This is a genomic window from Cupriavidus sp. KK10, assembly GCF_018223725.1.
Classification (GTDB): Bacteria; Pseudomonadota; Gammaproteobacteria; order Burkholderiales; family Burkholderiaceae; genus Cupriavidus; species Cupriavidus necator.
The window spans coordinates 4,636,628-4,649,355 of the sequence record NZ_CP073677.1 but is presented as its reverse complement, the minus strand read 5'-3'; the positions used below and the strand labels follow the sequence as shown (position 1 = coordinate 4,649,355).

The 12,728-nt window shown below is 65.1% G+C and carries 11 protein-coding genes; 3 read left to right on the top strand and 8 right to left on the bottom strand.

What is annotated here, in order from left to right:
* Nucleotides 1–2: 2 nt before the first annotated feature.
* Both KB879_RS21655 and KB879_RS21650 read right to left on the bottom strand, forming a co-directional pair.
* Nucleotides 3–887 (bottom strand): ThiF family adenylyltransferase, encoded by an 885-nt coding sequence (locus KB879_RS21655; protein ID WP_211979747.1) that lies wholly within the window; start codon nt 885–887, stop codon nt 3–5.
* Nucleotides 884–1,837: a hypothetical protein gene (locus tag KB879_RS21650; RefSeq protein WP_153956267.1), complete on the bottom strand. Its 954-nt coding sequence runs from the start codon at nt 1,835–1,837 to the stop codon at nt 884–886. Before KB879_RS21650 ends, KB879_RS21655 begins: the two co-directional genes overlap by 4 nt.
* A gap of 660 nt (nt 1,838–2,497) precedes the next feature.
* Here KB879_RS21650 and KB879_RS21645 point away from each other — a divergent pair.
* The 3 genes from KB879_RS21645 (at nt 2,498) to KB879_RS21635 (ending at nt 5,705) form a co-directional block, all read left to right on the top strand.
* On the top strand, nt 2,498–3,832 hold the full coding sequence (locus tag KB879_RS21645) for an MFS transporter (protein ID WP_211979746.1): 1,335 nt from the start codon (nt 2,498–2,500) through the stop codon (nt 3,830–3,832).
* A gap of 27 nt (nt 3,833–3,859) precedes the next feature.
* Complete coding sequence (locus tag KB879_RS21640) at nt 3,860–4,429, top strand: alpha/beta hydrolase (RefSeq protein WP_013956817.1); 570 nt, start codon at nt 3,860–3,862, stop codon at nt 4,427–4,429.
* 112 nt (nt 4,430–4,541) lie between these two features.
* The gene (locus KB879_RS21635; protein WP_013956816.1) at nt 4,542–5,705 is read left to right on the top strand and encodes a porin; all 1,164 of its coding nucleotides are present in this window, start codon (nt 4,542–4,544) and stop codon (nt 5,703–5,705) included.
* Nucleotides 5,706–5,843: 138 nt separating this feature from the next.
* On the opposite strand, the gene phaZ is transcribed toward KB879_RS21635, so the two are convergent.
* The 6 genes from phaZ to KB879_RS21605 form a co-directional block, all read right to left on the bottom strand.
* On the bottom strand, nt 5,844–6,674 hold the full coding sequence (gene phaZ, locus KB879_RS21630) for a poly(3-hydroxyalkanoate) depolymerase (RefSeq protein ID WP_153955802.1): 831 nt from the start codon (nt 6,672–6,674) through the stop codon (nt 5,844–5,846).
* Between the two features lie 72 nt (nt 6,675–6,746).
* Nucleotides 6,747–7,178, bottom strand: a complete 432-nt coding sequence (locus tag KB879_RS21625; protein WP_153955801.1) for a phasin family protein — start codon at nt 7,176–7,178, stop codon at nt 6,747–6,749.
* Between the two features lie 58 nt (nt 7,179–7,236).
* Nucleotides 7,237–8,868 (bottom strand): alpha/beta fold hydrolase, encoded by a 1,632-nt coding sequence (locus KB879_RS21620; protein ID WP_153955811.1) that lies wholly within the window; start codon nt 8,866–8,868, stop codon nt 7,237–7,239.
* 225 nt (nt 8,869–9,093) lie between these two features.
* Nucleotides 9,094–9,558: a MaoC family dehydratase gene (locus KB879_RS21615; protein WP_013956812.1), complete on the bottom strand. Its 465-nt coding sequence runs from the start codon at nt 9,556–9,558 to the stop codon at nt 9,094–9,096.
* A 59-nt stretch (nt 9,559–9,617) separates the two neighbouring features.
* Nucleotides 9,618–11,420, bottom strand: coding sequence for an acyl-CoA dehydrogenase (locus KB879_RS21610; RefSeq protein ID WP_211979745.1), 1,803 nt, complete (start codon nt 11,418–11,420; stop codon nt 9,618–9,620).
* Between the two features lie 244 nt (nt 11,421–11,664).
* Entirely contained in the window at nt 11,665–12,663 is a 999-nt protein-coding gene (locus KB879_RS21605; protein ID WP_013956810.1) for an AraC family transcriptional regulator, read from the bottom strand.
* Nucleotides 12,664–12,728 lie beyond the last annotated feature (65 nt).

Below are 12,728 nucleotides of genomic sequence, written 5' to 3'. Positions count from 1 at the left end.
CGTCAGCCCTCATCTCGCATCAACCTCGCCATGAAGCGCCGTACCAGCGCGCGCACGGCCCATGCCGTCAGCACATTGCGCGGCGTTTCGACACGCATGCTCCAGGGATTGAAGAAATAGCCGCGCACACCGGCCAGCTGCGGCCGGCCGAGCACCAGCTTGATCGCTTCGAACGCCATCAGATTGCCGGTGGTGATCACCATCGGCGCAAACGACATGCGCTTGCGCTTGCCGGTCAGCAGATCCTTAGCGATGCCAAGCTCCACATGCCGGACGGAACTCGAGTTGACCATCACATATTCCAGTTCCTTGCCCAGGCATTCCTGCCTGACCTCCGCCGTCAGGGACTTCCAGTCCATGCCGGCCGTGGGATAGGCAAGACGCTCCTCGGGCCGGGGATCTTGCGGCCGGACGACCGTGACGGAGGGCAGGGGAGCGGTATAGGCGTCGATAACGGTCGCACCATGCTCCCGCGCCTTGCGATAGAGCGCGATGCCCGCGGCCATGTCATCCATGCCGTTGACCACGATCTTGTATCGGCTCAGCAGTTCATCGAGCTTGTCGGTCCACTCCGCGCCGAAGGTCTCGATGGCAAGTTCCGGGTTGATGCGCCGGATCTGCGCCACGGTGGCCTCGACCTTGTTCACGCCAACGGTATCCAGGCTGGCAAACACCTGGCGGCTCAGATTCGACACGTCGAACGCATCGAAGTCCGCCAGCGCGAAGCCGCCAATGCCCACCCGTGCCAGCGCCTGCAGGCAGGCGCCGCCCATGCCGCCGACACCGCAGATCAGCACCCGTGCACTGCGCAATTGCTGCTGTTCCGCGTCGGTGACGAAGCCGATGTTGCGGGTGGTGAATTCCTCGTATGAAAAGGGTGGAATCATTGGCTTTTCCTTGCGCGCAGGACTCCCATCGGCTCGCGCGGATTCAGCCAGTGGAACAATGGCAGGACGATCCGCCCGACAGCCAGGAACGCAATCTGATAAAGGATGGCGGGCAGGGAGTCCCGAGGCACTTCCCGTAACAGGTATTTCCGTGCGCTGGCCAGGTCCAGGCAGGCGATCTGCAGGAAATCGTCGCCGCGCTGGTAGTCAAGTTCCCGCTGGCAAAGTTCGTTGGCGCGCTCGTCCCGATGCTTCGGCGCCTGGTCGAACGTCTTCTTGAGATTGTCCGAGCCGCCCGTATAGGCATCGGTAATCACGAAGCGCGCTTCGTCAAATCCCGCCGCCCGGTCAACCCCAAAGACATGCCGATGCGATTTCATGATCTCGCGGGCCACGCTCAGGTGTTCAAAGCTGCGCCGCGACGGCTCAAAGGGATTGGGATAGGCCGTGACAAAGACCTCGGCAACCTTGCCAATAATGGCCGGCACCTGGGTCACATTGCTGATCCAGATCGGGCGCAGGCCGCGGCGGAAGAAAAGCAGGATGCAGGTCAGCCCGTACAGCACCCAGGACAGTCCTTGCGTGCGATAGCCCGGATCGACCATCACCAGCCCTAGGTGAATCGCCTCAGCCGGCCGGCCCTTGATCTCGATCGGCATGACCGACAGCGCATTGAACGCAATCGCCTGGCCGCTGTCCCGGTCATAAAGCAGCGTGATCACGGCCCGCCGCAGTCTTTCAGGGTCGCCGGAAAGCACCCCGTAATCGAGATCCTTGCCGATTCCCCGCTGGACGATGCCGCGCATCTCGGCCAGCATGGCTTCGAGCTGCTGCGCGTCCATCCACAGGCCGGGCCGCTCGACGACTCGGATCCGGACGGACCGGCTGGCCTTCAGGCTCAGGTCCAGGTAGCGCAGCCGCTGTCGAAAACGCCCGATGAATTTGAACATGCAGGTTTGGCTGGTGCCTTGTTCTTGTTTGGCCGGACTGGGAGGCAAGTGTGGATTGGAGCATATAACAGCCAGTCTATGGTGTCACGGGCGTGGCCACGGGAAGAAGGCCGACAGCTGGCCAGTTTTGGTAAGGGGTACGACATTACTATTTGGGCCTAACAAACGAATTTCGCAGAATGTATATTATGTTAAATTGTTATGGCGCATAACAAAAATATCACCAAGCTCCCTGGAGTCGCCCAACGCGTATCTACCGATCCTGATCGAACGTGACGATGGTGCCACGCCCGGCAATGATTGGGCATACGGGTTCATTCAGTGCTCTAGTCCATACTTGTTCCTGCAACCACGGGCGCCATTGATTACCACTCTTCGGTGGCGTGCCGCCGCCCGCGCGGGTCGTCTTTGCATTGGGGTATTGCGTAGCTACAAACGCGCGCGCCTCATCTTCGGAGCCACCCCCCGCCCAACCCACTCCTCGTTTTCCCCGACTGTCCCAAATTGCAAACAAGTTGTCCCCGCTAGTCAAACTGCTGATAGCCAATCCTAGATACTTCGCCGGTCGCGACAGGACTGTGGCCAGCGTTTGAAAGGAGGGTTTTGTCCCCTGCATGCGTAGCCATGACGCAGTCAAGCGCATCCAGGAAAAGGCTTTTCATGCTCGGGCAAACCACCACGCATTCCCCCATCTCAGCCGGCGCGGCCGGTGCGAGTTCGTCGCGTTCTTACGCCTGGCTCGTCTTTGCGCTGAGCTTTGGCTTGTTGCTGTCGGACTACATGTCCCGGCAGGTGCTCAACGCCGTCTTTCCGCTGCTGAAGGTGGAATGGTCGCTGAGCGACACCGAGCTCGGTGCGCTGGGCGGGATCGTGGCCTTGATGGTTGGCCTGCTGACGTTTCCGCTGTCCATCCTGGCTGACCGCTGGGGCCGGGTCAGGAGCTTGATCCTGATGGCGGCGCTGTGGAGCCTGGCCACGCTGGGCTGCGCGCTGGCCAACAATTTCGGGCAGATGTTCGTGGCGCGGCTGTGCGTGGGGATTGGTGAGGCGGCCTATGGCAGCGTCGGCATTGCCGTGGTGCTTTCGGTGTTTCCGCGCCATCTGCGTGCCAGCCTGAGTTCGGCGTTCATCGCTGGCGGGGCGTTTGGCTCCGTGCTGGGGATGGCGGCGGGGGGTGCCCTGTCCGCTCACTTTGGCTGGCGTTGGGCCTTTGCCGGCATGGCGATCTTCGGGCTTGTGCTGGTCGGGTTCTATCGTCTCTTCATTACCGAGCCGCGCCTGCAGGCGCAACGCCGTGCGCTGGGCGAGGAATCGGACAGTGCCGCTCGGCGCGAGAGCGTCTCACTGCGCCCGCTGCTGTCTGCCCTCTTTTCGGCGCGTTCGATCCTCTGCGCGTATGTGGGCAGTGCGCTGCAGTTGCTGGTCATGGGCGCCCTGCTCACCTGGATGCCGAGCTTCCTGGCGCGCTACTACGGCATGGCGACGGACCGTGCCGGCGTGACCGCCGCGGCATTCGTACTGGCGGGTGGCGCAGGGATGGTCCTGTGCGGCGCGCTGACGGACTGGGCGGCTCGCCACGCCCCCGGGCGCAAGTGGCTGATGGCCGTGGCCTACAGCGTGACCTGCTGCGCGCTGCTGCTCACTGCGTTCTACCTGCCCGCCGGCACCGCGCAACTGGTGCTGATCGGTGCCGGCATGCTGTTTGTCGGTGGCACGGCCGGCCCGGCCAGTGCCGCGGTTGCAAACCTGACCCATCCGGCCATCCATGCCACCGCCTTTGCCACGCTCACGCTGGCAAACAACCTGTTGGGCCTGGCGCCCGGACCCTTTGTCACTGGCCTGATCGCCGACCGCATTGGCCTGCTCGGCGCCCTTCAACTGATCCCGCTGGCAGGCGTGCTTGCCGCGCTGTGCTTCCTGGTGGGACGCCGCACCTACATGGCCGACCTGCTTCGCCTGGAAAACCAGCGTGAGGCAGACCCGAACAAGGCCTGATCTTCTGACTGATTACCTGGACGACTGATGAACCTTCCCGCTGATACCACCTTCCTGATGGTTCCCGGCCTGCGCGATCACGTGGCGGAACACTGGCAGACCCTGCTGCAGGCCGAGCTGCCGAACGCCCGTTCGGTGGCGCCGCTGGAGCACGACAAGCTCAGCCGTGATGCCCGCGTGACCGCGCTGGACGCTGCCCTGGCCGATATCGACGGCCCGGTGGTGCTGGTGGCGCATAGCGCCGGCGTGATGATCACCGTGCATTGGGCCGCGCAGCACCACCGCAAGATCCGCGGCGCGCTGCTGGCCACGCCTGCTGATCTTGAAACGCCGATGCCGGCCGGCTATCCGGACCACGCCACGCTGGCCGGGAACGGCTGGCTGCCCGTGCCCCGGGCACAACTGCCCTTCCCCAGCCTCCTCGCCGCCAGCCGCAACGATCCGCTGGCCAGCTATGAGCGCGCCGCGCAGATGGCCAGCGACTGGGGCAGCCGCCTGGTCGACCTCGGCGAAGTCGGCCACCTGAACCCGGCGGCCGGATATGGCCCGTGGCCGCGCGCGACCGAGTTGCTGGAAAAGCTGCTGCGCGCCAACTGAGCGGCAATAGCCTTCGCGTAGCGCAACGCCGCCACAGAGATTGCAGTACCCGTAGTACTCACAGAGACGGATTCATCCGCATCGCAACCAAAGGAAAAGAGGAGAAATACCAATGAAGCTCAGGAGCATGGCCGCGGCCGCGCTGCTCGCCTGTTCGGGGGGCGCCTTCGCCCAGTCGAACGTTACGCTGTACGGCGTGGCGGACATCAATGTGGAGTATGCCAATCACGTCGGCGCGGTCCCGACTGCCGCCAACCAGTTCAACCGCGGCCCGGCCAACGACGTCTACCGCATGAACTCCGGCGGCGTCTCCGGCTCGCGCTGGGGCCTTCGCGGCAGCGAGGACCTCGGTGGCGGACTGCAGGCGCTGTTCGTGCTGGAAAGCGGCTTCAACGTCGACAGCGGCACCTCGCAGCAAAGCGGCAGGCTGTTCGGGCGCCAGGCGTACGTGGGCGTGCAGAAGCCCGGCATCGGCATGGTCAGCCTGGGCCGCCAGTACACGTCGATGTTCGAGGCACTGGCCAATTTCTCGCCCACGGCCTATGCCACGCAATACGAACCGGTGGTGCTGCAGTCTGGCCCGAACTTCCGTGAGGACAACACGGTCAAGTACACCGGCAAGTTCGGCCCGGTCACGGCGCTGGCGCACTGGTCGTTTGGCACGGGCCTGGCCTTGCCGGCCACCGTGGGCATCGCCACGCCGATCGGTGGCAACGGCGAGGTCCCCGGCCAGTTCCGGCGCGATACCGCCTATGGCGCCGCGGTTGCGTACCAGGGCGGCCCGTTTGGCGTGACCGCTGGCTACGATCAGTGGAACCCGACCATCGGCACCAGCAATGGCACTGCCAAGAAGGCCGTGGTGGGCGCCAGCTACAGCATCGGGCCGGCCAAGATCATGGGCGGCTACCGCTGGGGCCAGAACAAGAACGCGGCGGATGTCGTGATCCAGCGTGATGACTTCTACTGGATCGGCGCCAACTACCAGGTCACGTCAGCCATTGGCCTGACGCTGGAATACAACTACGACGACGTCAAGAGCCTGTTCGGCAATACCAACGTCGCCAATCCCTGGCAGATCGCTTTCGTGGCGAACTATGCGTTCTCCAAGCGCACCGACGTCTACCTGACGACCGCCTACGCCAAGAACGCCGGCCTGATGATGGAATCGCTGGCAACGGTCTACGCCAACAGCCTGTCGCTGGGCAACAGCTACGCGCTGGGCAATGGCCAGAGCAATATGTTCGGAGCCGCCGTCGGCATTCGCCATAAGTTCTGACCAGGCGATCCGGTCATCGGATCGACACCGGGCAATATGCTCGTTTGCGGCCGCCCGGGGGATTCCCCCGCGCGGCCGTTCTTTTTCGTTTCGAGGAGCAAGAAAAAGCCGCGGACGTGCCGCGGCTTGAGTAAGGGTCTAGCGGCGCAGGAAGGCGCCGACGACGCGCGCGGTGTTCTCCGCGCCGGTCACGAGGAAGAGATGCCCGTCGTCGAGTACGTGCAATTCCGCATTGGGGATGCGGGCGGCGAGGATCCTGGCATTGACCAGCGGCACGATGGGATCGTCGGCGCCGTGCATCACCAGCGTGGGCTGCCTGACCGCGCCCAGCCACGGCAGGCTGCTCCAGCCCCAGGCCGCCAGCAGCTGGTAGAGGTAGCCACGTCCCCGTGGCGGTTGCATGTGCCGTCCATGTTCGTCGAGCAGTGCAGGATCGTCGCGGAAGGCGCCGCCGTAGAGGTCGGCGCCAACGCGTCGCAGGTACTCCGGATCGCTGTAGCGGCGCACGCCGATCATCTTCGACAGCACCGACAGCCTGCCCGGCACCATGAGCACGCCGGGCGACGTTGCCGCCAGCACCAGGCGGCGGCAACGCTGCGGATAGAGCCGCGCGAATTCCTGCGCGAGCGCACCACCCCACGACACGCCGAGCGTATCGACCTGGCCCGCATAGCCAAGGTGCGACAGCAGCCTGTCGGCAAGCACGCAAAGGTTGGAGAAGCGGTAAGGCATCAGCGGCGCGGGGGAGCCGCCGGCGCCGGGAACGTCGAAGATGATGACTTCCACGCCCACCAGCGCATCGACGAAGGGCTCGATCAGTTCGAGGTTGGCGCCGATGCCGTTGAAGATGAGCAGCGGCGGACCCGCGCCGCTGCCGGGCCGGATGCCGACCCTGAGTTGCTGCCCGTCCAGATCTACAGTCTGGACCTGCATGTGGCCGGCCCTGATGCCGGCATTGCTTATTGTCATCAAGCTGTCCTGGAGTCGTTGGCGCTAAGGCACGGCCACGATCGCTGCGATCGCGGCCGTGCACCCCGGTGCTTACTGCCTGGGTCGCAGGATGCCCTTCACTTCCTCGACGTTCTCGGCGATGCGCCGGCCTACTGCGGCAATGCTGTCGGCCTGGGTCTTGTACACGGTGTCGGTCAGGCCGCGCAGGCCGTTCACGGCCTTGTGCAGCGAGCGCGGCAGCACTTCAGAGACCTTGGCCGCCTGGCCGTCGGCATCCTTGCCGCCACGGGCCAGCGCCTGCAGGTCGGCGGCGGTCTCGCAGAGGTATTCGCCCTGCTGGCGCACCAGCGACTGCAGGCCGGCCAGCAGCGCGATATTCACGCCGGCCAGGGCCTCGATGTCCTTGCGGCGCGATTCTAGGATAGCCGCCGGGTCCAGGCGGTTCTGCTTGACGAAGTCAAACAGCTTCTTGTGCGGGGCGGTGTGTGCGGACGACGTGCCCGCGGTGTTGGTCGATTCCATCTTTATTTCTCCTGACAGGTTGGGTTGTAGAAAACGATGGCCCCGTGGGGCCGGTGGACTACGCTTCAGACACGTAAAGGCCAGGGGCCTCGCCGCAAGGCGCGTATTGCAGGCTGCCGGGGCTGGCCGGTGCGTTGCACTTCGGCCCGGAGCGCTTCTTCAGCCACTGGCTCCAGTGCTGCCACCACGAGTCCTGGGTGGCCGTGGCGCCTTTCAGCCAGGTCTCCGGGTCCGCCTCGGTGGCGTCGTTGCGGAAGAACTTCGCCTTGGGGTTGCCGGGCGGGTTGATCAGGCTCTGGACATGCCCGCTGGAGCTGAGCACGAACTCCGTGCGTCCGCCAAAGGCGCGCACCGAGCGGTACACGGCCTTCCACGGCGTGATGTGGTCGGTCATGCCGGCCAGCACGTATTTGTCGCACTGGACTTCGGACAGGTCGATGGCGTGGCCCAGCACGCGCAGCGTGCGCGGCGTGGCCAGCTGGTTCAGTGTGAGCATGTCGAGGAACTGGCCATGCAGGCCGGCCGGCAGCCGCGTGGTGTCGTTGTTCCAGTAGAGGACATCGAAGGCCGGCGGCGCATTGCCCAGCAGGTAGTTGTTGACCCAGTAGTTCCACACCAGGTCATTGGGGCGCAACCAGGCAAAGACCCGACCCAGCTCCTCGCCGTCGAGCACGCCGCGCGCCTGGCTGCCCTGCCGGGCGGCCGTGACGGCTTCGGGCGTGCTGAACAGGCCAAGCTGGGACTGGGCATCCAGCCCGAACACCGACACCATCAGCGTGGCCGCATGCACCAGCTTCTCGCCGCTCGCGGCGCAGTAGCCCATCAGCGCCGACATCGTCATGGCGCCCGAGCAGGCGCCGTGCAGGTTCACGTCAGGGCTGCCGGTGATGTCGCGGATGGCGTGGATGGCTTCGACCAGCGCACGGACATAGGTATCCATGTCCCAGTCGCGATGCGCTGCCGTGGGGTTGCGCCAGCTCACGATGAATACCTGCAGTTCCTGGGCCAGCAGGTACTCCACCATGCTCTTGCCCTGCGCCAGGTCGAACACGTAGAACTTGTTGACCTGCGGCGGCACGATGAGCTGCGGCCGCGCGTGCACCTTCTCGGTGGACGGCGTGTACTGGATCAGTTCCAGCACATCGTTGCGGAACACCACCACGCCCGGCGTGGTGGCCAGGTTCTTGCCAACACTGAACGCTTCCTTGTCCACCTGGGCGGGCATGCCGCGGTTGGTCAGGGTGTCGGTGACCAGGTTGGTCAACCCGCTGATCAGGTTCATGCCGCCTGACTCCACAGTTTTCCTGAGCGCCGCCGGGTTGCCCAGCAGCGTGTTGGTCGGTGCCAGCGCATCGGCAACCAGCGAGGTGAAGTACTCCGCGCGGTGCTTGCTGCGCTCGTCCATGACCGAGCGCCGGACAAAGCCGCTGATGAAATTGCGCCAGGTCTCGTAGCCCTGCAGCGACATGCGGTACAGCGGGTTGTCCTGCCAGACCGGGTCGCCAAAGCGCCGGTCGCGCGCCGACGGCAACGGGGCCGAGCCGTCCAGCACGCTGACCAGGTCCTGCGCCAGCTGCGCCTGCTGCTCAAGCACCAGCACCGGCTCCTGCAGGCACTGCGCGCCGATCTGCTGCGCAGTGCTGACCAGGTCTTCCAGGCGCAGGCCCACGAAGGGGTTGGGGCCGGCCATCATGTCCGGCATGCGTTCGATGGACGCCACCGCGGTGGCCGCGCTCACGGCTGCAGCCTGATCCGCACTATCGTCCCTATCGACCTTGGCGCTATCGATCTTGGCCATAACGACCTTCGCCCTGCCGGCCCTGCCGCCCTTGCTGCCCTGCTCTCTCGTACTGCTGACCCTCGTCATCCTGCGTCTCCCGCCTTATTCCTTGCTACTACTGTCTTGCTCATTGCTTCAGGCGACCAGCAGCGCCAGGGCTTCCGCCACCAGCGCGGGCTTGGCCTCGCCTTCGATCTCGATCGTGTTTTCCGTGCGCAGCAGCACGCGGCCGCCGCCCTTGTTGTCTGCAGCCAACAGGCTGACGCGATTGCGCACGCGCGAGCCCGCCTTCACCGGCGCCAGGAAGCGCGTCTTTTCCAGTCCGTAGTTGACTGCGGCGCTGGCATCGGCCGGGATCACGCCCATCTCTTGCATTTGGCCTGCCACCAGCGACAGCGTCAGGTAGCCGTGGGCGATGGTGCCGCCGAACGGACTTTCCTTGCCGGCACGCTCCACGTCAACGTGGATCCACTGCTTATCGTTGGTGCATTGCGCGAATGCGTCGATGCGCGCCTGGTCCACTTCCACCCAGTCGGACACGCCCAGTTCCTTGCCGACGAACGCGTTGAGCGTCGCCATGCGGTAGTTCTCGATTGCCATACGGCCTCCTACATTGATTGATCTTTTTGCCCGTGCCGCGTTGCGCCACAGTTTGGGTTTCAAAACCGGGATTCGTCCAGGTTCAGGAAACCGTCCTCGCCCGACGCACCGGTAATGGCCGCTTCCAGCGCCGCGGCGCGCGGCAGGATCTGCTTGGCGAAGAACTCAGCGGTGGCGATCTTGGCGGCGTAGAACGCTTCGTCCTCGCTGCGCTTGTGCGTCGCCACGACCAGCGCGCGCGCCATCTGCCAGCCCGTCAGCACGATGCCGGCCAGCTTGAGGTAGGCCACGCTTGCGCCAAACACCGCGTTCGGCTCCTTGGCCGCGTTCTCCAGCACAAAGTCGACGGCCCGGCCCAGCGCCATGCGCGCGTAGCCGAGTTGCACGAACATGGCGCTGCATGCCGCATCCGCGCCGCTACCGGCGCAGTCCCTGAGCGCATCGATGGTCTGGTCGACTTCGGCCAGGATGGCGCGCGCGGCCAGGCCGCCATCGCGGACGGTCTTGCGGCCCACCAAGTCGTTGGCCTGGATGGCGGTAGTGCCCTCGTAGATCGGCAGGATGCGGGCGTCGCGGAAATGCTGGGCGGCACCGGTCTCCTCGATAAAGCCCATGCCGCCGTGCACCTGCACGCCCAGGCTGGTCACGTCCAGCGACATCTCCGTGCTCCAGCCCTTGATGACGGGCACCAGGAACTCGTAGGCTGACTTGAACTGCGCCCGCGTATAGGCATCCGGTGCGTGGTGGGCAAGATCCGAGTACGCAGCCGCCACCAGCGACAGTGCTCGCGCGCCTTCAGTCAGCGCGCGCATCTCGGTCAGCATGCGGCGCACGTCGGGATGATGGATGATGGCCACCGCCTCGCGCGACGAGCCATCGACCGGGCGGCTTTGCACGCGATCCTTCGCATAGGCCACCGCCTGCTGGTAGGCACGGTCGGAGATGGCAATACCCTGCACGCCCACGCCGAAGCGCGCTGCGTTCATCATCACGAACATGTACTCCAGGCCGCGGTTCTCCTCGCCGACCAGGTAACCGATGGCACCGCCATGGTCGCCAAACTGCAGCACCGCGGTCGGGCTGGCCTTGATGCCGAGCTTGTGTTCGATCGACACGCACTGCACGTCATTGCGCGCCCCCAGCGAGCCGTCGTCGTTGACCAGGAACTTCGGCACCACGAACAGCGAGATGCCCTTCACGCCCTCGGGCGCGCCCGGCGTGCGCGCCAGCACCAGGTGGACGATGTTGTCCGCCATGTCGTGCTCGCCGTAGGTGATGAAGATCTTGGTGCCAAAGACCTTGTAGCTGCCGTCAGCCTGCGGCTCGGCGCGCGTGCGCAGCAGCGCCAGGTCGGAACCGGCCTGGGGCTCGGTCAGGTTCATGGTGCCGGTCCACTCGCCGGCGATCAGGCGCGGCAGGAAGCGCTGCTTCAGCTCGTCGGAGCCAGCGGTGAGCAGCGCTTCGATCGCGCCGTCGGTCAGCATGGCGCACAGCGCGAACGACAGGTTGGCCGCGTTCATCATTTCCATGCACGGCGTGCCGACCAGCTTGGGCAGGCCCTGGCCACCAAACTCGACCGGGTGCACGATGCCCTGCCAGCCGCCCTCGCCGAACTGGCGGAACCCTTCCGCGAAGCCGGGGGTGGTCCTGACTTCGCCGTCATGCCAGCTGCTGGGTTGCTTGTCGCCGGCAACGTTGAGGGGGGCGATCACCTCGCCGTGGAACTTTGCGGCTTCGCCGATCACGGCTTCGACGGTGTCGGGGGTGGCGTCTTCATAGCCAGGCAGGCTGGCAATCTTTGTCAGTCCGGCCAGTTCACGGATGACGAACAGGATGTCTTTGGTAGGTGCGGTGTAGCTCATTCTCGGCCTCTGTGCGATGTTCACAGCGCCGGCATCCGATTCACTAACCGGTGGCACTGCAACGTTATGTGCCGATCGTAGTAGCGGCACGCACAAAGGCTGATACCCAAACCTGCCCATTCACTGACAAATCCTGCCGCTTTGCGCGGCAGCAGCCCTGCGCACCCGCCGTGCGTCGCAAGAGCCAGGTAATGTGGCCAGATTTGTCAGTCGCCGTCCAGCTTTGCCAGCCGTGCAGGCGGGCCTATAGCGCGCGCCGGTAGGCGTTGGGGGTGCTGCCGGTCCAGTGGCGGAAGGCGCGATGGAACGCGGTGGGATTGTCGAAGCCCACATCGAAGGCAATGGCCGCGATGGGATCCTCGGAGCGCGTCAGGCGCTGGATGGCGATATCGCGCCGCACGTCGTCCTTGATCGCCTGGAAGGAAGTGCCTTCCGCCGACAGGCGCCGGCACAGCGTGCGCACCGAACAGTGCAACGCATGGGCCACCGCCTCGATGGTGGGCGACACCGGCAGGCACTCGGCCACGTATTGCCTGACCCGGTGGGAGCTCATCTGCTCGGCAAAGGAAACGAAGATCCAGTCCTCGGGCGCGCGCGACAGGAACTTCTCCAGATCCGGCTTGCGCTGGCGCACCGGCATGTCCAGGTAAGCCGCATCGAAGCCGATGCGGTTTTGGCGGCAACCGAAATGCACCGGGCCGGGAAACAGGTAGAGATGGTCGCCGGCCAGCGGCGAGTGATGAAACTGGAACTCCACTGCCTGCAGCGGGATCTTTTGGCGGATCAGCCACGACGCCACGCCATGCACGAGCTTCAGCATCAGTTCCCGCCCCAGCACGCTGACGGCGGGGCCGGCCGGGTTGTCTACCAGCTCCACATAGCCTGACCCACCATCGCGCCGCGACTCGATGCGGAAGTCATCGAGGATCAGGTGGAAGAACTGGCCGAAGCGATGCAGCGCCACCTCCAGCCTTGGCGCATCCAGCAAGCTCAGGCACAGGTACTTGAGCGTGCCATTGCGCAGCGGCCGGCTGAAGATGCCCGGCATCTCATCGTCGGCCTCCTTGGCGAGCAGGCGGTACAGCGTAGAAAACTGTTCCTGCGTGACGCGTGCGGCCGGCTCGGCCAGCAACTCACCGGCAATGCCTGAGCACTCGGCCAGCCGCGCGATCGCCATGGGATCGGCGCCGGCCAGGAAGCCATTGACGACAGAGATTGGGACGGTAGCGGATAGGCCGTTCACGCGGGGCGCAGGCAGTGCATGCCGGAGAGAAGGTGACGGCGCATTCTGTCACAGCGTGTGCGCGA

Coding starts and splice junctions, on each gene's coding strand:
- KB879_RS21620 (WP_153955811.1), bottom strand. CDS start 8,868: ATGGCCGGCCCCAACCCCTTCGTGGGCCTGCGCCTGGAAGACCTGGTC.
- KB879_RS21610 (WP_211979745.1), bottom strand. CDS start 11,420: ATGAGCTACACCGCACCTACCAAAGACATCCTGTTCGTCATCCGTGAA.
- KB879_RS21635 (WP_013956816.1), top strand. CDS start 4,542: ATGAAGCTCAGGAGCATGGCCGCGGCCGCGCTGCTCGCCTGTTCGGGG.
- KB879_RS21650 (WP_153956267.1), bottom strand. CDS start 1,837: ATGTTCAAATTCATCGGGCGTTTTCGACAGCGGCTGCGCTACCTGGAC.
- KB879_RS21655 (WP_211979747.1), bottom strand. CDS start 887: ATGATTCCACCCTTTTCATACGAGGAATTCACCACCCGCAACATCGGC.
- phaZ (WP_153955802.1), bottom strand. CDS start 6,674: ATGACAATAAGCAATGCCGGCATCAGGGCCGGCCACATGCAGGTCCAG.
- KB879_RS21640 (WP_013956817.1), top strand. CDS start 3,860: ATGAACCTTCCCGCTGATACCACCTTCCTGATGGTTCCCGGCCTGCGC.
- KB879_RS21615 (WP_013956812.1), bottom strand. CDS start 9,558: ATGGCAATCGAGAACTACCGCATGGCGACGCTCAACGCGTTCGTCGGC.
- KB879_RS21625 (WP_153955801.1), bottom strand. CDS start 7,178: ATGGAATCGACCAACACCGCGGGCACGTCGTCCGCACACACCGCCCCG.
- KB879_RS21645 (WP_211979746.1), top strand. CDS start 2,498: ATGCTCGGGCAAACCACCACGCATTCCCCCATCTCAGCCGGCGCGGCC.